Genomic DNA, 26385 nt, shown 5'->3' with positions numbered 1-26385 from the left:
CCAGGCCGAGAGCCCATGCCACCAGATGCAGTTGCAAATGAGTTGCAATAAGATCTGATTTCGGTATTCTCGCCGAATGGATGCCCGATCGCCTGATTTGACCCCCGACACCGCCGGCTGGCGCAGTGATGCGCCGGTCACCAAGAGCCTCGCCGAGGTCAACGCCACGATCGCCCTGCCGGTCGCCGGCCGCTGGTGGCGCCGGCTGCTCGCTTTCGTCGGCCCGGGCTATCTCGTCTCGGTCGGCTACATGGACCCCGGCAACTGGGCGACTGACCTCGCCGGCGGATCGAAGTTCGGCTACACGCTGCTCTCGGTCATCCTGCTCTCGAACCTGATGGCGATCCTGCTGCAATCGCTGGCGGCGCGGCTCGGCATCGTCACCGACCGCGACCTCGCCCAGGCCTGCCGCGCCACCTATTCGCCGGCGGTGAACTTCCTGCTCTGGATCGCCTGCGAGGCGGCGATCATCGCCTGCGATCTCGCCGAGGTCATCGGCACCGCGATCGCGCTGAAACTCCTGTTCGGCATTCCCCTGGTCGGCGGCGCGCTGCTCGCCGCGCTCGATGCCTTCCTGCTGCTGCTGCTGATGAACCGCGGCTTCCGTTTCCTCGAAGCCTTCGTCATCGCGCTGCTGGCGGTGATCGCGGTCTGCTTCGCGGTCCAGATCGCGGCCGCGGCGCCGCCGGTCGCCGAGGTGCTGCGCGGCTTCATGCCGAAGAGCGAGATCTTCACCAACCCCGAAATGCTCTACATCGCGATCGGCATCATCGGCGCGACCGTGATGCCGCACAATCTCTATCTGCACTCCTCGATCGTGCAGACGCGCGCCTATGAGCGCAACGACGAAGGCCGCCGCGAGGCGATCAAATGGGCGACGACGGACTCGACCATTGCCCTGATGCTGGCGCTGTTCATCAACGCCGCAATCCTCGTCGTCGCCGCTGCGACCTTCCACAAAAGCGGGCATTCGGATGTCGCCGAGATCGGTCAGGCATTCGAGCTGTTGTCGCCGCTGCTGGGCCTCGGCATCGCCTCGACGCTGTTCGCGGTGGCGCTGCTCGCCTCCGGCCTGAACTCGACGGTGACGGCGACGCTCGCCGGCCAGATCGTGATGGAAGGCTTTCTCGATCTGCGCCTGCCGAACTGGGCGCGCCGCCTCCTCACGCGCGGCATCGCCATCGTCCCCGTGATCATTGTCACCGCGATCTATGGCGAGCGCGGCACGGCGGATCTGCTGGTGTTCAGCCAAGTCGTGCTGTCGATGCAGTTGCCCTTCGCCGTCATTCCGCTGGTCCGCTTCGTTTCCGACCGGCGCAAGATGGGCAAGTTCGCAATACCGAGATCGGTCGCGGCGATCGCCTGGATCGTCGCGGGCGTGATCGTGGTCCTGAACCTGAAGCTGTTGTTCGATACGTTCTTTGGATGAGCGCAGGGACGGCCCGCTGCTTTGGTGCGGAGGCCCTGCGGCGGGCTGGTTCCCGCGCGAGCCCGGCCATATCCGTTACGCGCGCATCGCGCTGAGCCCTGTCCGAGTTCCGCACCGTGCGGCGGCTTTTGCCGCGAACTCGCGAAGTACGGCTTTTCAATTGGTGCGAAGAGGTTATACTACCTTCAATTGCTGATAAGCCGTAGATTGCTCATAGACTGCTCATGGGCCCTATTATGACATTGCGATTTTCAGGATTGATTTCTTTCCCGGCGGGATAATCGGCGGTCCCGCGCCGGAGTAAGTGCGCCGATCGCATCTTCTCCGGTTACGTCTATGGGTTGTGCGCGATGTCGGCGCGCGGAGCCAGTGGCGAGGCCATTGGCTTGATGGATTGATTATTGACTGCGCGGGTTCACGTCCGGAGAGGGACGATGATCAGGCCAGTAAACGTTGATTGCTGCGTTGAAGTCATTGATGAGTGAGTGCAGCCGTGACCAAGTGTCCCGCATGTTCGGCCCGTGTTTCTCGCGAGCATCGCTTCTGCTCTCAATGCGGCGCGCGCCTCGATCGTGCGCTGGAGCCGCCCTCCGTTCCATCGGTGGCCAGCACACCTGACCGCAAGGCGCGGGTCGTTCCGCTGCACGACTACACCGCGGTTCGGTCACAGATGCTGACTGAGAACAAGCAGGTCAGCGTTCTCTTCGTCGACGTATGCGACTCGACATCCCTGCTCCAGCACTCCGACCCCGAGGAATCCCGCAACTATCTCGGCAGGGCCCTCAACCATTTGGCCGAGGCGGTCGGGACCTATGGCGGCACGGTGAGCCAGTTGCTCGGCGACGGGCTGGTCGCCTTGTTCGGCGCGCCGGTGGCGCAGGAGGATCACGCGCTGCGGGCGTGCCTTGCCGCCCTCAAGATGCAGCGGGCAACCATTCCCGGCCACGCGGTTCAGGGCATGGCCAGCCCGACGCTGCGCATCGGCATCAATTCCGGCGAGGTCCTGGTCGGCGTCGTCGGACAATACGGCTGGTCGCACTACGGTGCGGACGGCAAGACGATTCATCTTGCATCGCGGCTCGAAAAGATGGCTCCGCCCGGCGGCATCCTGATCAGTGCCGCGACGCAGCGCCTCGTCGCGCAGCAGATCGACACGCGGCCGGTCGGGCTGCGCTCGGTGCGAGGGCTGGACGATCCGGTCGAACTCCATGAGGTCGTGGTCGCGACCGAAAGCTCGGCGGCGGCGCCGCTGACGCGCAAGCAGCGCTGGGCGCCCCTGGTCGGCCGCGAGGAGTCCTTGCGGATGCTGGCCGGGGATCTCGACATCGTTCGAACCGGCGCGATGCGAACGATCGGGCTGTGCGGCGATGCCGGCATCGGCAAGTCCCGCTTGATCGCCGACTGGATCGCCGCGCTTGCAGGTCAGGGCATCGACGTCTGTCTTTCGCAGGCGAGAGGTTATGCGAGCGCGCGCGCCTACAGTACCGCCGCGGACCTGATCGCGAGCCTGGCCAGGTTGCCGCAAACAGGCGGGACGGATGCCCAGTCCATTGGGCGGACCCTGGTCGCCGAATGGGCCCCGGAAGGTGCAGCGCATCTCGCGGCGATCAACGACTTGCTGGATCTTGCGGCGCCGGATCAGGCCTGGCTGGCGCTGAACCCGGTCCAGCGGCGACGTCGCATCGGCGAGGCATTGCTGTGGCTCGTGCGCAGACGCGCCGAGGCGGGCCCGTTCGTGCTCGTGCTCGAGGACGTTTTCCTGGCCGACCGCGAGAGCCGGCGGCTGTTCGAGGCCCTGCTTCCAAAGCTCCAGGAACTGCCGATCCTGGTCTGCGTCAGCTATCGACCCGATTTCGACCATCAGTGGCGCGAGGCCCCGTGGTTTGCAGAGCGGATGATCGAGCCTCTCCGCGACGGCGAGATGCTCAGGCTCGCGCGCGCCCTGCTGGGGGATGATCTGTCCGTGCTCGGCATCGTGAACGAATTGGTCGCGCGCGCCGACGGCAATCCCTTCTTCCTGGAGCAGTTGGTCATTACGCTGATCGACGACGGATCACTCGAGGGAACGCCGGGTGCATACCGTCTGCAGCAGCCGCCCGGAGAGCTGCGCGTGCCGGGCTCCATCGCCGCGGTGATCAGTGCGCGCGTCGACAGGCTGCCCGAGGCCGCCAAATCCGCGCTCGAGGCCGCGGCGATCCTTGGCGATCCCATCACGCGCGAACTGATCGCAGCGATGCAGGCCGTGGACCCGGGGCGAGCCGAAGAATTGCTGGGTCTGTGCGTTGCGTCCGGGCTGTTGGCGGGGCCGGATCAGGCGCGCGGTTCGCTCGAGCAGCACGCGTTCGCATTTCGCCACGCATTGGTGCGCGACGTCGTGCTCGCCGCTCTCACGCGCGCCCGGCTGAAGGCGCTGCACCGGCAGGCCTTCCTGGCGCTGCATGCGCGGCCAGGGGCCGCTGAAGCCGATGTCGCGCCGGCGCTGGCGCATCATGCCTTCAAAGGGGAGGAATGGGAGCAGGCGGCGAGATTCACCGTCAAGTCGATGGCCCGTGCCATCTCGCGTTCGGCCAATCAGGAAGCCCTTCAATCGTTCGAGAAGGGACTTCAGGCAGCCCGCCGTGTCGATGACGCCTCGATCGCGCAGACCCTGGAGCTCGCGCTTCGGCTGGAAGCGATCGGGGCGATGCTGGCTCTCGGCCAGATCGACGACATCTTCAGCAACATGGAGCGTGCGGAAGCCATCGCGGTGCAGCTGAACGATCAGCGCGCCCGAGCGGCGGTGTCGACCGAGACGGCGGTGTTTCTGTGGATGCGCGGACGCTTCGAGCAGGGCCTGCGGTACGCCTCACAGGGTCTGGAGGCGGCCCGCCTGGCGCAGCGCCGCCACATGATGATGGCGGCGCATCAGACCCGCCTGATGCACCTCCACGCTCTCGGTCGATATGCGGAGGCCGCCGTGGAAGGCCATGTTCTGCTCTCCGACTACGGACCGGAACTGTCGGCGCATGTCGTCCAATCCGGATGGGCCGCCATTCCCATCGTCAATCTCTATGCGTTCCATGCCAGCACACTCTGGCGACTGGGCGACAGTGCAACCGCCCACACGTTCTGTGCCAAGGCCTACGAGATCCTGTCGAACATCAACCATCCCTATTCGCGGCTGCTGATCGACACCGTCCAGTCGCAGATATGGATCGAGGGCAAGGAGCTCGATCCAGCCGAGACCTTGATGCGAGCCGGCGTGCAGCAATGCATGACGCACAACGTCCCGACCATGCTTTCGGTTTGCACCGGCGTTCTCGGCAGCGCGCTTGCGCGCAACGGCAAGGCCGCCGAGGCGGCGACGATGCTGGAGAAGGGGTTCGCCGATCGCATCTACGAGGCGGCCGGACCGTACGGCAGGACGTTCATGCGCGTGAGCCTGGGGGTCGCCTATCGCAAGCTCGGTCGGCTCGACGATGCGATCGCGGTCGGTCGCAAGGCCGTCGAGGAGACCGCCGAGGAATACGGTCACCAGACCGAAGCACTGTACGAGCTGGCGGAAACCTTGCGGCACGCGGGCGATCTGGCGGGCGCCGAAGCGAATGTCAAGCGAGCCGCCGAGGCGGCGGACCGTCTGGGCATGCCCCACTATCAAAGACAGGCCGCGGCGGTCCTCGCAGATTGGCGGAAGGGCGGGTATGCAGCATGAAACTCTCGACCTATGAACCCGACGCGTTGCCGCCGGGAGCACGCCGACTCTCCTATGGCCTGTTCTGCTGGCTCAACCGCCACACGACGGTCTTGCGCGCATTCGGCGCTCTGCTGCGACACTGGCCGTCGGTCGGTGGCCGGCTCGGCCTGGCGGCGCGCGCCAGTGCCGTCAGGGACGTGCTGACGCGTACGCGCAGCTTCTCCAACACGGCGCATGCCGCCAACATGGTGTCCGGCGACTATCTCATCGGGATGGATCCCGGCCCGACCTATTCGGCCGATCGGGATCTGGTCCATGCGCGGCTGGCCGCGCTGAACGTTCCCGCCGATTCCGATGCCGAGGCACAGCGACGGATCAAGGCCCTGAGTGGGCGCGGGGGCGAATTCGACCTGATCGAAGACTACCTGATGTGGGTCGTCTTCCACGCCATGCGGCCGCTGTTCGGCGCGGCCACGGGTGCGGTGGTGGCGGGGTCGGCGACCTCGGCCGCACAAGGCGACGTCGACGAAGGCTTGCAACGGCAGTACATGCTCGAAATCCGCTATGTCGCGGGGCAGCTCCTGGCTGGCGGCCTGGCGACGCTCGATCTTCGGCGACGGGCGGAAGCCTGCGGGGATGCGCTGCAGGCGCGGATCGATCGCGTGAGCGGCCCGATCGGCGCCGCCTGGGGCGTCAAGAGCGCCTCCGAGGACATTGAACGGAACGCGGTCGGCCTTGCCTGGATCTCGCATCCGGTCACCGTTCAGTCTGGAGCCCTCGCTGTCCAGGAGCTGCTGGGACGAACCAAGGTCTACGAGGAGCTGCGATCGAAGGCCGGCAAGCTCGGCGAGCCCGGCGTCTGGACCGATCCCGAGTTCCGCACGATCGTGCGCAACCATGTGCTGGAGCTGATGCGCTTTCGGCCGATCTTTCCGCTGCTGGCGCGCGACGTGCCGCGCGACACCGAAATGAAGACCGGAGCGCGATACAACGCCGGATGCCCGGGCGGCGGCAAGGTCTCGCTGCTGTCGATCGCAGCGCTGTTCGATCCCAGCGCCGTTCCCCAGAGCGGCCGCTTCTGCCCGGATCGGGATTGGGGCAAGAACGATGCCTTGCGGTATCTCATGTTCGGTTACGGCTACCGCCAATGTCCCGCGCGGGATCACGCGGTGGAGATCCTGACCAGCGCGCTGATCGGCCTGCTCACCTTGCCGCGGCTGCAACTGGCGCGCGGCGAAGGCAAGGCAATCGCCTATGACGGGCCGCTGATGCTGCGCATGCGCATGCGTACCACCTGAGTGAGCGGAGGACAGGGCCATGCTCGAGATCGTCCGGCAGCAGATGATCTGCATCGTTGCGCCAGGCTGGAGCGGCGGAGCGGAAATTCCAAAGCAACTTCACGATGCATTGGATGACCTGCTGGAGGACGTCGCGGTGGTGCACTTCGCCTCGATCGGGCTGCTCCCGGCCTTGGCTGGCGCCCCGAACCAGCAGCCGGTGCTCGTGCTCGAGCTTGCGGTGGAGGAGGGTCTGCGTCCCTACGACCTGCTGTACCGCCTCGTCTACCATCCCGACGGCGCGATGTGGACGCTGTTCGGCGGCATGGTCGCTCCCCATGTCGCCGTGCCCACAGCCAAGGACAAGGAGCAATTGCTGAACCAGCTGATGAGCTGGCACAGCATCGCCGCCGGCGGCTTCGTCGGCGCGCGCGACCGCTCGGTCCGGCAGATCAAGATGGAGAGCGATCTGCTGGATCAGACGCGCATCGAAGCGCGAAAGCTGAAGCCGAAATACGGCAACGACCGCACCGCATTCGCCCTGGCGCTGGCGCGGTGGGCGTACGCCAATCCCCGTTTCGAGTGGGCGGTCAAGCCTGCGCCGCGATCCTATTGGCGCGGGAAGGGGGCGAGCATCGGTGCGAAGCTCGCTTATCCCGTGGCGGCGATCGTGCTGTGGTTCGTCGTGCTCGGGATCGTCTGGGCGCTTCCGCGGGCCTACAACTGGTTCTTCGGCGAGCCGGGGCAGGTGGGGCGGGCCATTGAAGACGCCGTCACCAGGACGAGCGAATGCCTGCTGACGATGACCTGGCACGGGCTGCTGGCGTTCGCCGTGATCGCATTCCTCGTCTGGCTGTTCCTGGTGCCGCTGCCCGCTCAATTCGTGTCCTGGCGGCGCTGGCTGAACAGCGTCCAGCAGGAGCTCGATCGGCCAACCCAGACGCTCTCGTCGCTGGCCACCTATGTGGGGGGCTGGCTGATCGGCGTGCCGCTGCTGCTGGCCGTCGCCGCGTGCGCCCTTGCCTACACGTTCGCGCCGCTGGCCTATGCGGTGGCACCGGATTATATGGCTCATGTCGTCGAGCCGAAGCTGCCAAAGCTGACGGGATTGCAGATCATCGGCATCGCCGTCGTCGCGATCGCCGCGGTGCTTTGCATCGGCGCGCTGTTTCACTGGCTCAACCGCCGGTTCAAGAAGCTGAGTGAGCAGTTCTTTCATCCGCTCGAGGACGACGTTCCGCGCGCCCAGCAGATCCATCCGACGATCGAGCGATGCGAGGCCGATCTGGTCGATGGGACCCAGCATATGTTCAGCCTCACGGAGCTGCGCGGTCCGCGATGGTGGAGCGCCTGGTGCATCCGACTGGCGCTGCGCATCGTGACGTTTGCCGGACGCGTGTTCTTCACCCAAGGCTGGCTCGGCAACGCGCCAGGCATCCATTTCGGGCATTGGCACATCATCGACAACGGTCGCCGCTTTCTGTTCTGCTCGAACTATGACGGCAATTTCGGCGGCTATCTCGACGACTTCATCAACGGCGCGGCCGCCGGCACCACGCTGGCCTGGCGCTGGACCGAGCTGCGTCCACGTGCCCCGGCGCTGCCCGGACTGCCCGGCATCACCCAGCCGCGCAGCTTTCCGCCGACGCGCTTCGTGGTGTTTCGCGGCGTGAAGTGCGAGCTGAGATTCAAGTCCTATGCGCGCGACAGCATGCTGCCGCATCTCTACCATTTCGACGCCTGCAACCGGACAGTCGACCAGATCAATCTCGCCACGGGGCTGCGCGACGCCCTGTTCGGCGAGCGCAACGGGAAGAACGACGATCTGATCATGAGGGCCATCGAGACATGAGGCACGCTCCACGTCTCTCCGAACAAAGCCACGACATCCAGGGCATGTTGAAGAGCGGCTTCGGTTCGCTCACGACCAGCCGTTTCAGGCTGCTGACGATCCGCGACGAGAGGCTCGCGAAGACATGGCTGGCGCAATTGCTCGACACCGGCCTGGTCGCCAGCGCAGAACAGGTCGGCAAGCCGAAGCAGCAGAAACAGCAGAAGGCGCCTCTCGATGCCGTCGTCGCGATCGGCTTCACCTATTCGGGGCTGGCGAAGCTCGGTTGCCGGGAAACCAGCGAGCATCCGTTTCCGACGCCGTTCCGCAGCGGCATGGGCAGCGAATTGCGCGCCAAGCTGTTGCGGGACGAAGACCGGCATTGGACCTGGACCGATCGCGAAGGCCCCGGCGGCGGCGAGGTGGTGCACATCCTGCTGGCGGAATGGAAGATGCGCGGCGTGGCTTCGCGGCTGCCCGCGATCGATCCGAGCGCCTTCTCCGTTATCGAGGTCGGGGAGGATTCCGACTTCTTCGGCGCGGATGGCAAGCTGCGCGAGCCGTTCGGGTTTCGCGATGGGCTCGCCCAGCCGGTGATCCGGGGCCTCAGGGACCAGGATGGCGAGAGCTTCAAGCAGGCGCGAGAAGGAGCTCGCGATCTCTATGACGACCGGGTCGTGGAGCCCGGCGAATTCATCCTGGGCTATCGCAACGAATACGACGAGCTGACGTTCTGCCCGAACGTGGAGGGATGGAGCAGTGCCAGCGGGCGGTTCACCCTGAACGGAAGCTATCTTGCCGTACGTCAGTTCGCGCAGGATGTCGCCGCCTTTGAGGCGTTTGAGGCCGCGAATGCGGACTTCGCGGCGGCGAACGGCGTCTCGGCCGGCGAGAAGCTGATGGGGCGCCGGAAGAATGGGCTGCCGTTGTCATGGAAAGGCGATCCGAACGTGCCGGTGTCGGATTCGGCGGCCGATGCATTCCGCTATCGCGTCGAGGACGCCAACGGTTTCATGTGTCCCAAGGGCGCCCATGTGCGCCGCTCCCATCCCCGCGACTCGCTCGGCACCGACCTGCAGTCGAGCATCAAGTCATCCAAGCTGCACCGGTTGCTGCGGCGTGGGCGGCCCTATCGCGAGAAGTCGGGTCATCAAGGCATTTTCTTCATTGCCTGCAATGCGGACCTGGAGCGGCAGTTCGAGTTCATCCACCAGCGCTGGCTGCAGAACCGGAGATTTGGAACGCTCGAGAGCCAGGACGACCCGATCGTGGGATCGCAGCCGTGCCCGAAGACCTTCACCATTCCCGGCCAGCCGAGCGGCGGCGAAGTTTCGCTGCGGCAATTCACGCAGACGCTCGGCGGCGGCTACTTCTTCCTGCCGGGGATCGCAGCGCTGAATTTCATCGCGCGCGCTTGAGTGAACGAGGTTGTTGGCTACGGGTGAGCTTTGCGGACGACGCTTCGCGCCCTTCCGGATCGCGCCTCAATCCTGCGGCTCGGACGCGGCATCGCCCTGCGCGTCGATGCGCAGCCAGCCCGAGGGCGCGAGGCGCTGTTGCGGCAGGAAGCGGGCCTTGTAGTCCATCTTCTTGGAGCCCTCGATCCAATAGCCGAGATAGACGTAAGGCAGCCCTTGCCGGCGGGCGCGGGCGATGTGGTCGAGGATCATGAAGGTGCCCATCGAGCGGCTGACCTGGCTCGGCTCGAAGAACGAATAGACCATCGACAGGCCATCGCTGAGCACGTCGGTGAGGGCGACGGCGATCAGCTCCTCGCCGCGGCCGGTGACACCGCTGTCGGGGCCGCGCTTGCGGTATTCGATGATGCGGGTCTCGACATGGCTGTCCTCGACCATCATGGCGTAGTCGAGCACGGTCATGTCGGCCATGCCGCCGTGGCGGTGGCGGGCGTCGAGATAGGCCCGGAACACGGAATATTGCTCGGAGGTCGGCACCGCGCTGCGCTGCTCGCCGATGATGTCGGCGTTGCGCGCCATCACCTTGCGGAAGTTGCGCGAGGGCCGGAACTCGTTGGCGATGACCCGGACCGAGACGCAGGCGCGGCACTGGTCGCAGGCCGGTCGGTAGGCGATCGACTGGCTGCGGCGGAAGCCGCCATGGGTCAGGAGGTCATTGAGGTCGCCGGCCCGGTCCCCAACCAGATGCGTGAACACCTTGCGCTCATGCCGGCCCGGCAAATACGGGCAGGGGGAGGGCGCCGTAAGGTAGAATTGGGGGGTGTCGCGCGAGTGCTGGGTCAAGGGACGTCGTGGGCCTCCGAAGTGAATGTCAGCATCGCGCTACGGAAGCCCCTGGTCAATCGGTCTGCTCGGCGGGTCGGATCGGACAGCTTTAGTCGTTCCTGGTTGATAGGTCCTTGATCACCAGCTTCTGGCGCCCTGCGGCACCGGTGCACGGACGGAATTGTTGATCACGACCGTTCCCAGCACGAAATCGTGCAGCAGCCGCCGGCGGCCGTTGAACAGGCCGACCAGCACCACGAAAGGCGTCAGGAACGAGACCGTCACCCAGAACAGCACGGCATGGGTGGCGCCGAGCACGAAATAGCCGGGCGCGCCGTACCAGGTGCGCAGCTCCAGATCCATCAGGCGCATGCCGATGGTCGCCGACGAAGGACCGCCGATGCAGGCGCCGTAATAGACGATGGCCCAGACGACAGAGGCAGGCCAGGCCAGCCAGAACAGCGCCCAGCCGATGCCGAGCGTAACCACGCCGAACAAGGCGATGAAGATGTAGCCGAGGATCACCGGCACGGAGATCACGACCATGTCGATCAGGAAGGCGAATACCCGCCGCGTGGCAACGCCCCGGAACAGCTCCGGGTGCAGATAGGGATCGTAGGCGTGCGGCTGCACCCCGCCGTCATTGCGCCAGGCGCCTGAATTGCCCGAGTCGTACGACATGATCCGTCCTCCCAAGGGGAAACAGAGGGAAAACCCTCAAGGCAGGACATGGGAACAGGCCATCTCCGTGCCAAGGGTGCAGCAGGATTAACAAGCCGAAATATTCCGGCGATTCGGGGGCGGGAAGGCTGCAGACGCCAATGCTGGAGGGTGGGCAAAGGCGCGCGGCGCGGCGCCGCGCCCACCATTCTCTCAATTTCGATAGAGGTGGTGGGCACGCTTCGCTTTGCACACCCTACGGCACCTTAACCTTGGGCGCGCAGCTTCTCCGCCGCCTTCGGCGCGAAGTAGCTCAGCACGCCGTCGGCGCCGGCGCGCTTGAAGGCGAGCAGGCTCTCCATCATCGCGCGCTCGCCGTCGAGCCAGCCGTTGTTCGCGGCGGCCGCGATCATCGCGTATTCGCCCGAGACCTGGTAGGCGAAGGTCGGCATCGCGAACGTGTCCTTCACGCGGCGGACCACGTCGAGATAGGGCATGCCGGGCTTCACCATCACCATGTCGGCGCCCTCGGTGATGTCGAGCTCGACCTCGCGCAGCGCCTCGTCGCTGTTGGCGCTGTCCATCTGGTAGGTGCGCTTGTCGCCGGTGAGCGTCTTGGCCGAGCCGATGGCGTCGCGGAACGGGCCGTAGAAGGCCGAGGCGTATTTGGCCGCATAGGCCATGATCTGCACGTCGAGCAGGCCGGAGCGATCCAGCCCCTCGCGGATCGCGGCGACGCGGCCGTCCATCATGTCGGAGGGTGCGATGATGTCGCAGCCGGCCTCGGCCTGCACCAGGGCCTGACGCACCAGCACGGCGACCGTCTCGTCGTTCAGGATCTTGCCGTCGGAAATCAGGCCGTCATGGCCGTGGCTGGTGAACGGATCGAGCGCGACGTCGCAGAGCAGGCCGATCTCCGGAAACTCCTTCTTGATCGCGCGCACCGCCTGGCAAACCAGGTTGTTCGGGTTGGTCGCTTCGGTGCCTTCCTCGTCGCGCAAGGACGGCTCGGTGTAGGGAAACAGCGCGATGCAGGGGATGGTGAGCTTCATGGCGCGCTCGGCCTCGCGCACGGCCTGATCGACGCTGAGGCGCTCGACGCCGGGCATCGAGGCGACCTGCTCGCGCTTGTTGTTGCCGTCGATCAGGAACAGCGGCCAGATCAGATCGTCGGTGGTGAGCACGTTCTCCCGCACCATGCGCCGGGCCCATTCGGCCTTGCGGTTGCGGCGCGGCCGGACGGTCAGATCGAGGGCATGGGGCACCGCAGTGCCCTCGCGGCGCGAGACCTCGCGCAATTCGATCGGACGTCCGTATTTGATCGCCATCACTCTTCCTCCGGCTGGAATTATTCTTATACCAGCTCGCACGGTTCCCGTCACCGCGGCTTGACCTGCCGCAAGGGAGGGGCAGCCGATTGATTTTGCGGGGCGAAGCAGCCAGAAGGGGGCCATGTCCGAGATCTCCACCCGCGATGCGGCCCGCGACAGCGCCAGGGACACGACCAGGGACCATGCGATCTCTGTCGCTGCGATCTCGTCCGAGCGGGCCGAGTCCGACGACAATGTCTGGACGCGCCGCCTGGTGCTGTTCCTGCGGGTGATGGCGCTGCTCTCGATCCTGAAAGGCCTCTATCACTGGGCGCAGGTGACGGGCTTTGTCGGCGGCGAGGACGAGGCGTTCGAGAACCAGTCGATGGCCTGGCAGGCCGCCACCGTCTACTTCGCCGTGATCGAGCTCGTTGCCGCGGTCGGCCTGTGGCTGGCAACGCCGTGGGGCGCGGTGGTGTGGCTGACCACCGTGGTCTCGATGGCGGTGATCGAGCTGATGTTCCCCGGCATCTACGGCGGCAGCCTGATCGTCGTCGGCGTCGAAGCCGTCATGCTCGCCGCCTATCTCGCGCTGGCCTGGATGGCCGCGCGCGAACGGCCGCCGTAGCGACAGCGTCGATACATGGATGCTCTGGTGCCCCCGACGCTGCGCAGCACGCAGTGATGCGCTGCAGAGCCGGGGCCCATCTTCTTCCCAGCATCTCGTTTGTGGCTCCTGGGTCCCGGATCTTCGCTTCGCTTGTCCGGGACACGAGCGCGGCGTTGTGCGCGTTTGGTTGACCGCTGGTTGCCTAAAATTTGCGGTAAGTTTTCGTTGACCAGCCGGCGCCGCCACAGCTGTTACGCGCCCGTTTCGAAACCGGGCAGGCCTGTTCTGGAATGCGACAACAGGGGCGGACGGAGGGTGAACAGGACCTTGCGAAGGTCAACAGAGGCTTTCGAAAAGTGCTTGTGGCACAGGCTTAATCCGCAATTCACTGTCTTAAATTCATGATCTCTTTATTCTCTTATTTAAGCCGATCTTCAAACGCGCCCCTTAAGTTGCACCTATCAGGCGGGACACAAGTTTCGTCGAATAAGTGTCGACAAAAACGACAACAGGGGAAGTGTCATGATGAAAGCCGTCGCAACTGCGGCAGATACCGCAGAGCGCGTCTCCGGCCAGCAGGGTTCGGTGCAGTCGCTCTATCTGGAAGCTTTGACTCTGGTGGAGCGGCTGCATCGCCGGCTCCTCGACGTGATCAAGGACGAATTCGATCGCCGCGGCCGTGCGGACATCAACTCGGTGCAGGCGCTGCTGCTCTACAACATCGGCGACAAGGAGCTGACCGCGGGCGAGCTGCGCACGCGCGGTTACTATCTCGGCTCCAACGTCTCCTACAATCTGAAGAAGCTCGTCGAGCTCGGCTTCCTCGATCATCAGCGCTCGCGCGTTGATCGCCGCTCGGTGCGCATCCGCCTGACCCCGCAGGGCCAGGAAGTCCGCCGCATCGTCGATGCGCTCTACCAGAAGCACGTCAAGACGGTGGAGCAGGTCGGCGGCATCTCGGGCGAGGAATTCTCGACCCTCAACAAGTCGCTGCATCGCCTCGAGCGGTTCTGGACCGACCAGATCCTCTATCGCCTCTGAGCTTTCGAAAAGGGATCAAGGCCAAGCCGGCCCGCAACAAGACCGGCAAGCCTGCCCTCGACGTGCCTGACTTCCCCAGCGCGCCGTCCCGGAGTTGCCCCCGGGCCGGTGCGTTTCCATTTTGTGCACCTGCGAAAAAAATCGCGGATGCGAGGAACCAGTTCCGTGTTCCGCGCTTATCTCCTTCGGATCGGAGACAGGGCGATGCTGGTCGAGCGCGGGCTTCAGGCGATGAACGTGGAACTCGTGAGCGAGGCCTATGCCATCGCCGCGAACTACCTTCGCCGCTCCGGCGCGATCCCGGATACTCTCGTTACCGACGAACGCCTGCTCGGGATCATCGTCAAGCTGCTCCAGCATAGCGAATTCAACAAGATCAGGCTCGCCAACAAGGCCATCGCCCAATTCCAGGCGCAGTCCGGGGCCCGCGCGGTTGCCTGATCAACCATCTCAGACCACCGACCAACCAGAGGGTGCCATGGAAGCCGCCATCGACCGCATCATGCAGACCTATGACCTGCTCGCCAACCGCACCGCCGCGGCCAGCGAGGAGGCACGCATGAAGGTGACCAACTACCTGACCACCCTGATGGAAGCCGGCGAGAAGGACCCCCACAGGTTGACGGTGTGCGGCCTGACCTATCTGCGCCAGCTCGACGGCAGCGTGGACCCGGTCAAGGCGGGGTATACGGGGCAGTGACGCGATCCCTGCCGTAGCCCGCGGCTCCAGGCAGGAGCAGCTAAGGCCCGAAGCGGCCCCATTCCGGATGAGGCGGACGGGGCGCCTGCGAACGGCTCGATCGCCGAAAATCTCCTCTCTCCACCATATCTGGCATAAATATTAGGCCCGACCCGCAAACCCTTGGCCTGTTGCGGGCGATGTGGTAGATCGCGCCTGCTTCCGACCGCCACACCAGACCCGCCCGCAGCCCGCCAAAAGGCTGCGGCGGTGGAGATATTCTCAAGATGACCGCACCCAAGACCGCCTCCGCGCCCGATTCTGTTTTTCACCGCCTCGCTCGAGCAGGCCGACCCCGAAATCGCCGCCGCCATCAAGGGTGAGCTCGGCCGGCAGCGCCATGAGGTCGAGCTGATCGCCTCCGAGAACATCGTCAGCCGGGCCGTGCTGGAAGCGCAGGGTTCGGTGATGACCAACAAATACGCAGAGGGTTATCCGGGCGCGCGTTATTACGGCGGTTGTGAGTGGGTCGACGTCGCCGAGAACCTCGCGATCGATCGCGCCAAGAAGCTGTTCGGCGCCAACTTTGCCAACGTGCAGCCGAATTCCGGCAGCCAGATGAACCAGGCGGTGTTCCTGGCGCTGCTGCAGCCCGGCGACACCTTCATGGGCCTCGATCTCGCCGCCGGCGGCCATCTGACCCACGGCTCGCCCGTCAACATGAGCGGCAAGTGGTTCAAGGCCGCGCACTACACCGTGCGCCGCGAGGACCAGATCATCGACATGGACGCGGTGGCCAAGCAGGCCGAGCAGGTCAAGCCGAAGCTGATCATCGCCGGCGGCTCGGCCTATTCGCGCGCCTGGGACTTCAAGCGCTTCCGCGAGATCGCGGACAGCGTCGGCGCCTACCTGCTGGTGGACATGGCGCACTTCGCCGGGCTCGTCGCCGGCGGCGTGCATGCCTCGCCGGTGCCGTATGCGCACGTCACCACGACCACGACGCACAAGTCGCTGCGCGGTCCGCGCGGCGGCCTGATGCTGTGGAATGACGAGACGCTGACCAAGAAGCTCAACTCGGCGATCTTCCCGGGCCTGCAGGGCGGCCCCCTGATGCACGTCATCGCGGCGAAGGCGGTCGCCTTCGGCGAGGCGCTGCGTCCGGACTTCAAGGTCTACGCCAAGAACGTCGTCGAGAACGCCAAGGCGCTGGCCGAGACCCTGAAGGGCCATGGCCTCGATATCGTCTCGGGCGGCACCGACAATCATCTGATGCTGGTCGATCTCAGGCCGAAGGGCCTCAAGGGCAACGTCTCGGAGAAGGCGCTGGTCCGCGCCGCCATCACCTGCAACAAGAACGGCATCCCGTTCGACCCCGAGTCGCCCTTCGTCACGTCGGGCATCCGGCTCGGCACGCCGGCGGCGACCAGCCGCGGCTTCGGCGTCGCCGAATTCCAGCAGGTCGGCGGCATGATCGCCGAGGTTCTCAACGCGATCGCGCAGTCCGCCGACGGCAAGGCGCCGCTGGTGGAAGCTGCGATCAAGGACCGGGTCAAGGCGCTCACCGACCGGTTCCCGATCTACCAGTGAGGCCAGACAAACTGGTCAAGACAAACTGATCAAGGCAAGCGGATGCGCTGTCCGAACTGCAACAGTCTCGATACGCAGGTGAAGGACTCGCGTCCGACCGAGGACTCGTCCGTGATCCGCAGGCGGCGCGTATGCGTCGCCTGCAATTTCCGCTTCACCACCTTCGAGCGCGTGCAGCTGCGCGAGCTCACGGTGATCAAGCGCAACGGCCGCCGCGTGCCGTTCGACCGCGACAAGCTGATGCGCTCGGTGCAGATCTCGTTGCGCAAGCGCCAGGTCGAGCCGGAGCGCGTCGAGAAGATGGTCTCCACCATCGTGCGCGAGCCTCGAGACCGGGGGCGAGGCCGAGATCTCGTCCGAGGTGATCGGGGAGACCGTGATGGAGCATCTGCGCACGCTCGACGACGTCGCCTATGTGCGCTTCGCCTCGGTCTATCGCAATTTCCGCGAGGCCAAGGATTTCGCCGAGGTGCTCGGCGAGCTCTCCGGCGAGGAGGAAGCGCGGCTCGCCGCGATCCGCAAATGATCTTCCGCATCCTGGAAGACCAGTTCGCGCAGAAGGCCCGCGAGGCCAAGGACGCCGATCTTCGTTTCATGCAGCTTGCTTTGGCGCTGGGCAGGCGCGGGCAGGGACGCACCTGGCCCAACCCGGCCGTCGGTGCCGTCGTGGTCAGGGATGGCGCGATCGTCGGTCGCGGCTGGACCCAGCCAGGCGGGCGTCCGCATGCCGAGCCCGAAGCCTTGCTGCGGGCCGGCGAAGCCGCACGCGGTGCCACGCTCTACGTCACGCTGGAGCCGTGCTCGCATTTCGGCAAATCGCCGCCTTGCGCCGATGCGGTGATTGCGGCCGGCATCAAGCGCGTGGTGGCGGCGATCGAAGATCCCAATCCTGAGGTCGCGGGCCAGGGTCATGCGCGCCTGCGCGCCGCCGGCGTCCATGTGGACGTCGGCCTGTGCGCGGCGGAGGCCGCATTCGATCATGCCGGGCATTTCCGCCGCATCCGCGATAAGCGCCCGCATGTGATCCTGAAGCTCGCGGTTTCTCCCGACGGAAAGATCGGTGCGGCCGGCGGCAAGCCGGTCGCGATCACGGGGGAGGCGGCGCGCAATCGGGTGCATCTGCTCCGTGCGCAAAGCGATGCGATCCTGGTCGGCATCGGAACGGTGCTGGCGGACGATCCGCTTCTCACCTGCCGCCTGCCAGGCATGGCGGCGCGCTCGCCGGTGCGCGTCGTGCTCGATCAGAGCCTGCGGATTCCCGGCGCGAGCAGGCTGATAGGCTCCGCGCGCGAGACGCCGCTCTGGGTGGTGGGTTCTGAGCTTGCGGAAGCCGCAGCCGCGACGCGGCTTGGTGCAACCGGCGCGCAAGTGATCCGCACCCCGCCGGCAGGCGCCTCCGGGCTCGATCTGCCGGCCGTGCTGCAGGCGCTGGCCGGGAAGGGCATCACCCGCCTGATGGTCGAGGGCGGTAGCCGGGTGGCGTCCTCGTTTGTCGCGGCCGACCTCGTCGACGAGATCTGGCTGTTCCGCGGCGCGGAAGCAGTGGGCAATGGCGGCGTCGATGCGCTCGATGCATTGCCCCTGTCGAAAATCACGCAGTCGCAGGCCTACAAGGTTCATGCTAGCGAAACATTCGACAAGGATACTCTCACCGTCTACGAGCGCGCGTAATGTTCACCGGCATTGTCACTGATATCGGCGAGGTCGTCGGCTTCACGCCTGTGGCGCAGGGCCAGTTGCACCGGCTGCGCATCGCCTGCCGCTATGATCAGGCCACGATCGCCGACGGCGCCTCGATCGCCAGCAACGGCGTCTGCCTGACGGTGGTCGCCTCCGGCGTCGCAAATGGCAAGACTTGGTATGAGGTCGATACAGGGGCCGAGACACTGGCGCTGACGACGGCGAAGCACTGGAAGCTGGGCACCAGGCTCAACCTCGAGCGTGCGCTGAAGATCGGCGACGAGCTCGGCGGCCACATCGTCGCCGGCCATGTCGACGGCATCGCGACCATCGTCAGCCGCGAGGACCTGCCCGACATGGCGCGGTTCGAGCTCTCGACCACGCGGGAGCTGGCGCGGTTCATCGCCACCAAGGGCTCGATCACGCTCGACGGCGTCTCGTTGACGGTCAATACGGTGAAGGACGCGACCTTTTCGGTGCTGATCATTCCGCACACGCTGACGGTCACCACGATCGGTGGCTGGAAGGCGGGGGACGAGGTCAATATCGAGGTCGATCTGATGGCCCGCTACGCGGCGCGGCTGACCGAAATGAAGTGATCGGCAAGGCCGTCATTCCGGGGCGGCTCGAAGAGCCGAACCCGGAATCTCGAGATTCCGGGTTCGATGCTTCGCATCGCCCCGGAATGACAGTCTCTTTCTAACTTGGCTTACGTGCTTCCGGCGACTACATAGCGCCAACCCCTTTCGAAACGGATTGAACGATGGCAGACGCGCGCCGCGCACCCTGAAGGACCAGACCGACATTTCCGGCGCGCGCGCGCTGATTGTCGAGGCGCGGTTCTACGACGATCTCCAGGACGCGCTGCTGGACGGCGCGGTGACCGAGCTGAAGGCGGCCGGCCTGACGCATGACGTGATCACGGTTCCCGGTGCGCTGGAAATCCCGGCGGCGGTCGCCATCGCGGTCGATGCCGCGGCGGCGAAGGGCAAGCCCTATGACGCCGTGATCGCGCTCGGCTGCGTGATCCGTGGCGACACCATTCATTTCGAGATCGTCTCGCAGGAATCCTCGCGGGCGCTGATGGATCTCGCGGTTTCGCGCAAGCTGCCGCTCGGCAACGGCATCCTCACCGTCAATACCGAGGCGCAGGCCTGGGCGAGGGCGCGCGCCAGCGAGCTCAACAAGGGCGGCGATGCTGCGCGCGCGGCGCTTGCGATGCTGCGCATCAAACGCCGCCTGGCGCAGGCCTGAGCCATGGCCGACAACACCAGGAAGCCGGCAGGCCCTGCCGAGAAGAAGGCGAACCGGCGCGGTGCGGCGCGGCTCGCGGCCGTGCAGGCGCTGTACCAGATGGATATCGCCGGCGCTGGCATCAACGACATCTTCGCCGAGTTCGAGAGCCATTGGCTCGGCAACGAGGTCGAGGGCGAGACGTATCTGCCGGCGGAAGCCGCCTTCTTCCGCGACGTCGTCTCGGGCGTCGTGCGCGACCAGAAGAAGCTGGATCCGCTGATCGACGAGGCGCTCTCGAAGGGCTGGCCCTTGAAGCGGATCGAGGCGATCCTGCGCGCGGTGCTGCGGGCGGGGGCCTACGAATTGGAGCATCGCAAGGATGTGCCGGGCCGCGTCGTCGTCTCCGAATATGTCGACGTCGCCAATGCGTTCGTCGACCGTGAGGAGACCGGCATGGTGAACGCCGTGCTCGACCAGATCGGCCGCCAGTTTCGCGGCGACGAGTTCGGGCGGGGGTAGTTTCCCGCGAGGGCGGTAGAAGTGATGCGATACGGCTGCCCCATTCTCCACTGTCATGCCCCGCGAAGGCGGGGCATCCAGTACGCCGCGGCCTATCGATTTCACACGACCGTCTCTGGAATACTGGATCGCCCGGCCAAGCCGGGCGATGACAGTGGTGGAGGTGGCTGGCGCTGATGGCAAACAATCCCTCCGCCGAAGACGCCCTCATCGCGCGCTATTTCAAGCCGCTGGCGACCGATCCCGGGGCGTTCGGGCTGGTCGATGACGCCGCCGTGCTGTCGGCGTCCGGCGACGACATCGTCGTCACCACCGACGCCGTCGTCGAGGGCGTGCACTATCTTGCCAGCGATCCGCCTGACACCATTGCGCGCAAGGCGTTGCGGGTGAACCTGTCCGATCTCGCCGCCAAGGGCGCGGTGCCGGCCGGCTTCGTGCTGACGCTGGCGCTGCGCAGCAAGGAGGATGCCTGGCTGCGGCCGTTTGCCGACGCGCTGGGCGAAGACGCACGAGAATTCGCGTGTCCGCTGCTCGGCGGCGACACGGTCTCGACGCCGGGTCCGCAGATGATCTCGATCACGGCTTTCGGCCGCGTGCCGCAGGGACGGATGGTCGGCCGCACCGGCGCGAGGCCGGGCGATCGCATCCTGGTGACGGGCACGATCGGCGACGCCGCGCTCGGCCTCGACGTGCTCAAGGGCGGCGCTGCCGCAACGGCGCTCGCGGGCAGTCCCGCTGCGAAGGACGCCCTGGTCTCGCGTTATCGCGTGCCGCAGCCGCGCAATGTGCTGGCGCGGGCCGTGCGCGATCATGCGACCGCGGCGATGGACGTCTCCGACGGGCTCGCCGGCGATCTGGTGAAGCTCTGCGCGGCGTCCGGGATCTCGGGCACGGTCGACGTGGCAAGCGTGCCGCTCTCGGCCGCGGCAGCGAGCCTGATCGCCCGCAATGTCGTTGGCATCGAGGCGCTGCTCGCGGGAGGCGACGATTACGAGGTGCTGTGCACCGTGCCGCCGGCGCAAGCCGACGCGCTGATTGCCGCGGGGCGGGCGGCCGGCCTTGCCGTCACGGCGATCGGCACCATCGTCGCGGGGAAGGAGAGGCCGCGCTTCCTGGACAAGCAGGGCCAGGAGCTGGCTTTGACGCGGTTGTCCTACAGCCACTTCTAGAATCGCTCCAAACCGGCATCTTAGTTCTCGGCACTTGGTTCTAAATACCTGCCGAGATCGGCGGTTTCGGCCTTATCCGGCGTTGCACCCTCAATTTGATTTTGGCAAGCTCGCGGCCGACTGAGGCCGCCCCTTTTGGGCAAGGGGCGGCTTTGTTCGAAATCAAGGCGCCGCACCGCACAACGGACAACAAGAGGCGCCGGGGATACATCAAGGATCTGAGGCAAACATCACATGACAGCATTATGGTTGATAGTGCTCTGCGGAGTGCTTTCTGTCGTCTACGCGATTTGGGCGACGTCTTCGGTGTTAAGCGCGGATGCGGGGTCGCCGCGCATGCAGGAGATCGCAGGGGCGGTGCGTGAGGGCGCACAGGCCTATCTGCGGCGCCAGTACACCACGATCGGTATCGTCGGCATCGTCATCTTCGTGCTGCTTGCCTATTTCCTCGGTCTCTATGTCGCGGTTGGTTTTGCCATCGGCGCCATCCTGTCGGGAGCGGCCGGCTTCATCGGCATGAACGTCTCGGTCCGCGCCAATGTGCGCACCGCCCAGGCCGCGACGACGTCGCTCGCCGGCGGCCTCGAGCTCGCCTTCAAGGCGGGCGCGATCACCGGCCTTCTGGTCGCGGGTCTCGCACTGCTGGGGGTGACGCTTTATTTCGCCTTCCTGGTCCATTCGCTGAAGCTTGCGCCTGACAGTCGTGTCGTCGTCGACGCCCTGGTGGCGCTCGGCTTCGGCGCCTCGCTGATCTCGATCTTCGCCCGTCTCGGCGGCGGCATCTTCACCAAGGGTGCGGACGTCGGCGGCGATCTCGTCGGCAAGGTCGAGGCCGGCATTCCCGAGGACGATCCGCGCAATCCGGCGACCATCGCCGACAACGTCGGCGACAATGTCGGCGACTGCGCCGGCATGGCCGCCGACCTGTTCGAGACCTATGCGGTGACCGCGGTCGCCACCATGGTCCTGGCGGCGATCTTCTTCGCCAAGACGCCGATCCTCGCCAGCATGATGACGCTGCCGCTCGCGATCGGCGGCATCTGCATCATCACCTCGATCATCGGCACCTTCTTCGTCAAGCTCGGGCCGAGCCAGTCGATCATGGGCGCGCTCTACAAGGGCCTGATCGCAACCGGCGTGCTGTCGCTGATCGGCATCGCGCTGGTGATCTACTACCTGATCGGCTTCGGCAAGCTCGAGGGCGTCAACTACACCGGCATGGCGCTGTTCGAGTGCGGCGTGGTCGGCCTCGTCGTCACCGCGCTGATCATCTGGATCACCGAGTACTACACCGGCACCGACTACCGTCCGGTGAAGTCGATCGCCCAGGCCTCGGTGACCGGCCACGGCACCAACGTGATCCAGGGCCTCGCCATCTCCATGGAAGCGACCGCGTTGCCTGCGATCGTCATCATTGCCGGCATCCTGGTGACCTACAGCCTCGCCGGGCTGTTCGGCATCGCGATCGCGACCGCCACCATGCTGGCGCTGGCCGGCATGATCGTCGCCCTCGACGCCTTCGGCCCCGTCACCGACAACGCCGGCGGCATTGCCGAGATGGCGGGACTGCCCAAGGAGGTGCGCAAATCGACCGACGCGCTCGACGCGGTCGGCAACACCACCAAGGCGGTGACCAAGGGTTACGCGATCGGTTCGGCCGGTCTCGGTGCTCTCGTGCTGTTCGCGGCCTACAACGAGGACCTCAAGTTCTTCGTCGCCGGCTCCGCACAGTATCCCTACTTCGCCGGCGTCAATCCGGACTTCTCGCTCAACAACCCCTACGTCGTGGTCGGTCTGCTGTTCGGTGGCCTGTTGCCGTATCTGTTCGGCGCGATGGGCATGACGGCCGTGGGACGCGCCGCCAGCGCGATCGTCGAGGAGGTGCGGCGTCAGTTCCGCGAGAAGCCGGGCATCATGCAGGGCACCGACAAGCCTGATTACGGCAAGGCGGTCGACCTGCTGACCAAGGCGGCGATCAAGGAGATGATCATCCCCTCGCTGCTGCCGGTGCTGTCGCCGATCGTCGTCTACTTCGTGATCTACTTCATCGCGGGCGGCGGCGCGGTCGGCAAGTCGGCGGCGTTCTCCGCGGTCGGCGCCATGCTGCTCGGCGTCATCGTGACGGGCCTGTTCGTCGCGATCTCCATGACCTCGGGCGGCGGCGCCTGGGACAACGCCAAGAAGTACATCGAGGACGGTCATTTCGGCGGCAAGGGCTCCGATGCCCACAAGTCGGCGGTAACAGGCGACACCGTCGGCGATCCCTACAAGGACACGGCGGGTCCTGCGGTGAACCCGATGATCAAGATCACGAACATCGTGGCCTTGCTGCTGCTGGCGATCCTGGCGCACTGAGGGACGATAAGGTGAAAGAAGAAACCCCGCGGCGCGAGCCGCGGGGTTTTTGTTTCGGTTGTCATTCCGGGATGGTCCGAAGGACCAGACCCGGATCTCGAGATTCCGGGTTCGATGCTGCGCATCACCCCGGAATGACGCTGCGCGTCACTGCACGTCCATCTGCAGCCCTTCCTTCTGGATGATGCCGGCGAACTTCTTGGTCTCGGCATCCACGAAGGCGGCGAATTGCTGCGGCGTGCCGTAGTCGGCGCGGGCGCCCATGGCGGCGATCTGCTTCTTGACGTCGTCGCGCTCGAGCATCGCCTTGATCTGGAGATTGAGCGCGTTCAGCACCTCCGGCGAGACGCCCTTCGGCAGGAACACCGCGAACCACGACGACACGTCGAAACTGGCCAGCTCCGGCGCGCTCTCGCGCATGGTCGGCAGGTTCGGCGCGAGCTCGCTGCGCTCGGTCGTGGTGACGCAGAGGCCGTTGAGCGTGCCGCTCTGCACCTGCGGCAGGCTCGGATAGAGGTTGTCGAACAGGATCTGGATGTCGCCGGCAAGCGCGGCCTGGAGCGCAGGGCCGGCGCCGCGGAACGGATGTGCGTCATCTTCAGGCCGGTGAGCTGGAGAAACCAGGCACCGGTGAGGTGAGGGCTCTGGCCGACGCCGGAGGAGGCGTAGCTGAGCTTGTCCGGATTGGCCTTGAGATAGGCGATCAGCTCGGGGATCGACTTGATGCCGGTCTTCGGATGCGCCGACACGATGTTCGGAATCCGGATCATGTTGGTGACAGGCTGAAGCTGGTCGGACTTGTAGGAGAGATTCTTGAAGATGCTGTAGGCGATCGCGTTCGGGCCCGGATTGCCGACCAGGATGGTGTGGCCATCAGGCTTGGCGCGGACCACCTCGGCCGTGCCGATGGTGCCGCCGCCGCCGGAGCGGTTTTCCACGACGGCCGACTGGCCCCATGCGTTTTGCAGATGCGCGGCCAAAAGCCGGCCCATCACGTCGGTCGAGCCGCCGGCTGCGGCCGGCACGACCAGACGGACGGTCTCGGTCGGCTTCCAGTCCGCAAGGCTCGATCGCGGCAGAATCGCTGCGGCCGAAAGGCCGGCAGCAGCGGTAAGCACGCGACGTCTGGAAAAAGTTTTAGGCACGAATCCACTCCCTGCTTCTTTCTTTGCAGAGAGCGTAGGGAACCGCAGATGCGACGGCAAGTCGTGCGCGAGCGCAAGTGCCGCATGGAGGGCGGCACGACGCCGCAGGCGAGGGCGATTTACCTTCCGGCGGAATTGGAAGGCGCTTCAGACACTTGTTCTGCAGCGCCGCGTTGCCTCGAGGCGAGCCGGTCCTCGACGTCGCTCGAAAACGCTTTCGCGACTCAGTTGAAGCTGAGCAGCTTGAACAGCGGCGTGAGGTAGCTCATCTCCTGACCCGACGTCGGCGTGGTGCGGCTGATGAAGTCGAAGATCTTGCCGTCCTGCAGGCCGTAGTTCGCCAGCCGCCGCACGCGCCGGTTCTTGTCGAAATAGACCGCGATCACGCGCTGGTCGACCACCTTCTGGTTCATGAACGCGACCGTGCGCTCCGAGCGCTGCGAGATGTAGTAGAAGACTTCGCCGTCGAGCGTGGCGACGGTGGAGGGCGTGCCCATCACGATCAGCACCTGATCCTGGCTCGCGCCGATCAGGAATCTGCTCCAGCGCGCCGGGCGGCAGGATGTAACCCTTCTGGAATTGTTCGCCGGTGCAGCCGGCGAGCGCGGCGCCGACCAGGGTCGCGGCGGCGAGCATGCGCAAGGCGCGCCAGCGTGCGTGGAGGCCGCGTCGCGTGTTCGCGCGCAGGCTGGTCTGGTTCGTTGTCGTCATAGCGGAACTGATTCCGTCCCCTTGCGTCGCGCGAGGCGCTGAAGTACCGGGCTGGGCGTCTGAATGCAACTCGCGCGCGCCCGCTTGCGGAAACCACAATGCTTTGGCCGTTCAATCACTTCAGGAACCCCCGGCTCACCCCGCCGGACACCATTGAAGCCATCTATGGCATGATCGTGACGCAGGCGCGAGAACCCATATTTTACCGCGACTTGGCCGTGCCCGATACGGTTAACGGGCGTTTCGACCTGTTGCTGATGCATCTGTGGCTGCTGCTGCGCCGCCTGCGCACGGCTCGGGACGCCAGCGAGTTGTCGCAGGCGCTGTTCGACCGATTCTGCGAGGATATGGACGACAATCTGCGCGAGATGGGGGTGGGCGACCAGACTGTGCCGAAGCGGATGCGGGCCTTCGGCGAGGCCTTTTACGGTCGCGTCCAGGCCTATGACCAAGCCATCGAGGCCGGCGGCAAGGCCCTGGCGGAGGCGATCTGCAAGAATATCTTGAACGGGACCGGCTTGGACCAGGCGGAGCGGCTCGCGGCCTATGCCCGGGCCAGTGAGGCCGCTCTCGTCCGGGCCGACGAGGCTGCGCTGCTGCAGGCCTCCTTCCGGTTTCCTCCAGCGCTTCCCGAGGATGTCACGCCATGAGCCGACCAGCGACCGGATCCCAGCCCGATCCTTGGCGGGCACCTGTCATCGTTGCCCAGATCCCCGACACCGGCCTGCACCGCAAGCTCGAGGCCTCGGCCGGCGAGCGGCAGGCCATCGCCGAGGTCGGCGGCGTGCGGGAGGTCCTGTCCGCCAGCGCCGACCTCGACGTGGTGCCCAGGAGCGGCGGCCGGGTTCAGGTGACCGGCACCGTCCGGGCCAGGGTCGGGCAGACCTGCGTGGTCACGCTGGATCCGATCGAGAGCGAGATCGAGGAGGAGGTGGACCTGATGTTCGCCCCCGAAGCCGAGGCGCGGCGCCTCGCCGATCTGATCGAGGAGGGCCAGGACGACGCGGCGGCGCCTGAAGTCGCCGATCCGCCGGAGGCGATCGTGGGTGGCATCATCGACCTCGGCCGGGTCGCCACCGACGCCCTGTTCCTCGCCATCGATCCCTATCCGCGCAAGGAGGGGGCCGTGTTCGAGCCTGACGTCACCGCCCCCGATCCGGAGGACCATCCGTTTGCCGCGTTGAAGGCGCTCCAGGACAAGAAGAAAGGCCGATAGCCGGGCCCTTCCAC

19 protein-coding genes and 5 pseudogenes are annotated in these 26385 nt (G+C 65.8%); 19 read left to right on the top strand and 5 right to left on the bottom strand.

Going from position 1 to position 26385, the window contains the following annotated elements; translation table 11 throughout:
* Positions 1-76: 76 nt before the first annotated feature.
* The 5 genes from ACETMP_RS08745 to ACETMP_RS08725 all read left to right on the top strand — a co-directional run bounded on the left by ACETMP_RS08745 (position 77) and on the right by ACETMP_RS08725 (position 9628).
* Positions 77-1429: an Nramp family divalent metal transporter gene (locus ACETMP_RS08745; protein WP_375160624.1), complete on the top strand. Its 1353-nt coding sequence runs from the start codon at positions 77-79 to the stop codon at positions 1427-1429.
* Between the two features lie 670 nt (positions 1430-2099).
* On the top strand, positions 2100-5120 hold the full coding sequence (locus ACETMP_RS08740; protein ID WP_375161866.1) for an adenylate/guanylate cyclase domain-containing protein: 3021 nt from the start codon (positions 2100-2102) through the stop codon (positions 5118-5120).
* Positions 5117-6400, top strand: a complete 1284-nt coding sequence (locus tag ACETMP_RS08735) for a hypothetical protein (RefSeq protein WP_375160623.1) — start codon at positions 5117-5119, stop codon at positions 6398-6400. The genes ACETMP_RS08740 and ACETMP_RS08735 overlap by 4 nt, the downstream gene beginning before the upstream one ends.
* 19 nt (positions 6401-6419) lie before the next feature.
* On the top strand, positions 6420-8231 hold the full coding sequence (locus ACETMP_RS08730; RefSeq protein WP_375160622.1) for a hypothetical protein: 1812 nt from the start codon (positions 6420-6422) through the stop codon (positions 8229-8231).
* The gene (locus tag ACETMP_RS08725; protein WP_375160621.1) at positions 8228-9628 is read left to right on the top strand and encodes a Dyp-type peroxidase; all 1401 of its coding nucleotides are present in this window, start codon (positions 8228-8230) and stop codon (positions 9626-9628) included. Before ACETMP_RS08730 ends, ACETMP_RS08725 begins: the two co-directional genes overlap by 4 nt.
* Before the next feature lie 66 nt (positions 9629-9694).
* On the opposite strand, the gene ACETMP_RS08720 is transcribed toward ACETMP_RS08725, so the two are convergent.
* The 3 genes from ACETMP_RS08720 to hemB all read right to left on the bottom strand — a co-directional run bounded on the left by ACETMP_RS08720 (position 9695) and on the right by hemB (position 12441).
* Complete coding sequence (locus tag ACETMP_RS08720; RefSeq protein ID WP_028135983.1) at positions 9695-10471, bottom strand: arginyltransferase; 777 nt, start codon at positions 10469-10471, stop codon at positions 9695-9697.
* Positions 10472-10591: 120 nt separating this feature from the next.
* Positions 10592-11134 carry an RDD family protein gene (locus ACETMP_RS08715; RefSeq protein WP_028135984.1) on the bottom strand — a complete coding sequence of 181 codons (543 nt, stop codon included), beginning with the start codon at positions 11132-11134 and terminating at the stop codon, positions 10592-10594.
* A 245-nt stretch (positions 11135-11379) separates the two neighbouring features.
* Entirely contained in the window at positions 11380-12441 is a 1062-nt protein-coding gene (gene hemB / locus ACETMP_RS08710; RefSeq protein ID WP_375160620.1) for a porphobilinogen synthase, read from the bottom strand.
* 124 nt (positions 12442-12565) lie between these two features.
* Here hemB and ACETMP_RS08705 point away from each other — a divergent pair, with 124 nt between their 5' ends.
* The 12 genes and pseudogenes from ACETMP_RS08705 (at position 12566) to ACETMP_RS08650 (ending at position 23299) form a co-directional block, all read left to right on the top strand.
* A complete protein-coding gene (locus tag ACETMP_RS08705) occupies positions 12566-13051 on the top strand; it encodes a DUF6163 family protein (RefSeq protein WP_375160619.1) in 486 nt (161 codons plus the stop codon).
* A 504-nt stretch (positions 13052-13555) separates the two neighbouring features.
* Positions 13556-14074: a transcriptional regulator LdtR gene (ldtR, locus tag ACETMP_RS08700; protein ID WP_018320040.1), complete on the top strand. Its 519-nt coding sequence runs from the start codon at positions 13556-13558 to the stop codon at positions 14072-14074.
* 204 nt (positions 14075-14278) lie between these two features.
* Positions 14279-14515, top strand: a complete 237-nt coding sequence (locus ACETMP_RS08695; RefSeq protein WP_375160618.1) for a hypothetical protein — start codon at positions 14279-14281, stop codon at positions 14513-14515.
* Between the two features lie 37 nt (positions 14516-14552).
* On the top strand, positions 14553-14774 hold the full coding sequence (locus ACETMP_RS08690) for a hypothetical protein (protein WP_375160617.1): 222 nt from the start codon (positions 14553-14555) through the stop codon (positions 14772-14774).
* A gap of 266 nt (positions 14775-15040) precedes the next feature.
* Positions 15041-16340: pseudogene (glyA, locus tag ACETMP_RS08685) on the top strand (serine hydroxymethyltransferase).
* Positions 16341-16382: 42 nt separating this feature from the next.
* A pseudogene (gene nrdR, locus ACETMP_RS08680) lies at positions 16383-16866 on the top strand (transcriptional regulator NrdR).
* Positions 16863-18011, top strand: a complete 1149-nt coding sequence (ribD, locus tag ACETMP_RS08675) for a bifunctional diaminohydroxyphosphoribosylaminopyrimidine deaminase/5-amino-6-(5-phosphoribosylamino)uracil reductase RibD (protein WP_375160616.1) — start codon at positions 16863-16865, stop codon at positions 18009-18011. Before nrdR ends, ribD begins: the two are co-directional and overlap by 4 nt.
* Positions 18011-18619 (top strand): riboflavin synthase, encoded by a 609-nt coding sequence (locus tag ACETMP_RS08670; RefSeq protein ID WP_375160615.1) that lies wholly within the window; start codon positions 18011-18013, stop codon positions 18617-18619. The genes ribD and ACETMP_RS08670 overlap by 1 nt, the downstream gene beginning before the upstream one ends.
* Before the next feature lie 164 nt (positions 18620-18783).
* Positions 18784-19274, top strand: a pseudogene (gene ribH, locus ACETMP_RS08665) (6,7-dimethyl-8-ribityllumazine synthase).
* Positions 19275-19277: 3 nt separating this feature from the next.
* A complete protein-coding gene (nusB, locus tag ACETMP_RS08660) occupies positions 19278-19775 on the top strand; it encodes a transcription antitermination factor NusB (protein WP_375160614.1) in 498 nt (165 codons plus the stop codon).
* Between the two features lie 176 nt (positions 19776-19951).
* Positions 19952-20944 (top strand): thiamine-phosphate kinase, encoded by a 993-nt coding sequence (thiL, locus tag ACETMP_RS08655; protein ID WP_375160613.1) that lies wholly within the window; start codon positions 19952-19954, stop codon positions 20942-20944.
* A 234-nt stretch (positions 20945-21178) separates the two neighbouring features.
* Entirely contained in the window at positions 21179-23299 is a 2121-nt protein-coding gene (locus ACETMP_RS08650) for a sodium-translocating pyrophosphatase (protein ID WP_375160612.1), read from the top strand.
* Positions 23300-23446: 147 nt separating this feature from the next.
* On the opposite strand, the pseudogene ACETMP_RS08645 reads toward ACETMP_RS08650, so the two are convergent.
* Both ACETMP_RS08645 and ACETMP_RS08640 read right to left on the bottom strand, forming a co-directional pair.
* Positions 23447-24444: pseudogene (locus ACETMP_RS08645) on the bottom strand (Bug family tripartite tricarboxylate transporter substrate binding protein).
* 224 nt (positions 24445-24668) lie between these two features.
* Positions 24669-25155, bottom strand: a pseudogene (locus ACETMP_RS08640) (outer membrane protein assembly factor BamE).
* A gap of 98 nt (positions 25156-25253) precedes the next feature.
* Between ACETMP_RS08640 and ACETMP_RS08635 the strand changes: the two are divergent.
* Positions 25254-25805 carry a ubiquinol-cytochrome C chaperone family protein gene (locus ACETMP_RS08635; RefSeq protein ID WP_375160611.1) on the top strand — a complete coding sequence of 184 codons (552 nt, stop codon included), beginning with the start codon at positions 25254-25256 and terminating at the stop codon, positions 25803-25805.
* A complete protein-coding gene (locus ACETMP_RS08630; protein ID WP_375160610.1) occupies positions 25802-26371 on the top strand; it encodes a DUF177 domain-containing protein in 570 nt (189 codons plus the stop codon). The genes ACETMP_RS08635 and ACETMP_RS08630 overlap by 4 nt, the downstream gene beginning before the upstream one ends.
* The last annotated feature ends 14 nt before the right edge of the window (positions 26372-26385 follow it).

The sequence above is a fragment of the Bradyrhizobium dasycarpum genome, assembly GCF_042019905.1.
GTDB lineage: Bacteria > Pseudomonadota > Alphaproteobacteria > Rhizobiales > Xanthobacteraceae > Bradyrhizobium > Bradyrhizobium japonicum_B.
Note: the sequence above shows the minus strand (reverse complement) of the source record. Positions and strands in the feature narration are given on the sequence as shown.

Excerpts from the sequence above, each read along its gene's own strand:
- ribD (WP_375160616.1), top strand. The coding sequence starts at position 16,863 with ATGATCTTCCGCATCCTGGAAGACCAGTTCGCGCAGAAGGCCCGCGAG.
- thiL (WP_375160613.1), top strand. The coding sequence starts at position 19,952 with ATGGCAAACAATCCCTCCGCCGAAGACGCCCTCATCGCGCGCTATTTC.
- ACETMP_RS08730 (WP_375160622.1), top strand. The coding sequence starts at position 6,420 with ATGCTCGAGATCGTCCGGCAGCAGATGATCTGCATCGTTGCGCCAGGC.
- ACETMP_RS08740 (WP_375161866.1), top strand. The coding sequence starts at position 2,100 with ATGCTGACTGAGAACAAGCAGGTCAGCGTTCTCTTCGTCGACGTATGC.
- ACETMP_RS08725 (WP_375160621.1), top strand. The coding sequence starts at position 8,228 with ATGAGGCACGCTCCACGTCTCTCCGAACAAAGCCACGACATCCAGGGC.
- ACETMP_RS08735 (WP_375160623.1), top strand. The coding sequence starts at position 5,117 with ATGAAACTCTCGACCTATGAACCCGACGCGTTGCCGCCGGGAGCACGC.
- ACETMP_RS08745 (WP_375160624.1), top strand. The coding sequence starts at position 77 with ATGGATGCCCGATCGCCTGATTTGACCCCCGACACCGCCGGCTGGCGC.
- ACETMP_RS08695 (WP_375160618.1), top strand. The coding sequence starts at position 14,279 with ATGCTGGTCGAGCGCGGGCTTCAGGCGATGAACGTGGAACTCGTGAGC.
- ACETMP_RS08705 (WP_375160619.1), top strand. The coding sequence starts at position 12,566 with ATGTCCGAGATCTCCACCCGCGATGCGGCCCGCGACAGCGCCAGGGAC.
- nusB (WP_375160614.1), top strand. The coding sequence starts at position 19,278 with ATGGCCGACAACACCAGGAAGCCGGCAGGCCCTGCCGAGAAGAAGGCG.
- ACETMP_RS08670 (WP_375160615.1), top strand. The coding sequence starts at position 18,011 with ATGTTCACCGGCATTGTCACTGATATCGGCGAGGTCGTCGGCTTCACG.
- ACETMP_RS08715 (WP_028135984.1), bottom strand. The coding sequence starts at position 11,134 with ATGTCGTACGACTCGGGCAATTCAGGCGCCTGGCGCAATGACGGCGGG.
- ACETMP_RS08630 (WP_375160610.1), top strand. The coding sequence starts at position 25,802 with ATGAGCCGACCAGCGACCGGATCCCAGCCCGATCCTTGGCGGGCACCT.
- ldtR (WP_018320040.1), top strand. The coding sequence starts at position 13,556 with ATGATGAAAGCCGTCGCAACTGCGGCAGATACCGCAGAGCGCGTCTCC.
- ACETMP_RS08690 (WP_375160617.1), top strand. The coding sequence starts at position 14,553 with ATGGAAGCCGCCATCGACCGCATCATGCAGACCTATGACCTGCTCGCC.
- hemB (WP_375160620.1), bottom strand. The coding sequence starts at position 12,441 with ATGGCGATCAAATACGGACGTCCGATCGAATTGCGCGAGGTCTCGCGC.
- ACETMP_RS08650 (WP_375160612.1), top strand. The coding sequence starts at position 21,179 with ATGACAGCATTATGGTTGATAGTGCTCTGCGGAGTGCTTTCTGTCGTC.
- ACETMP_RS08635 (WP_375160611.1), top strand. The coding sequence starts at position 25,254 with ATGCTTTGGCCGTTCAATCACTTCAGGAACCCCCGGCTCACCCCGCCG.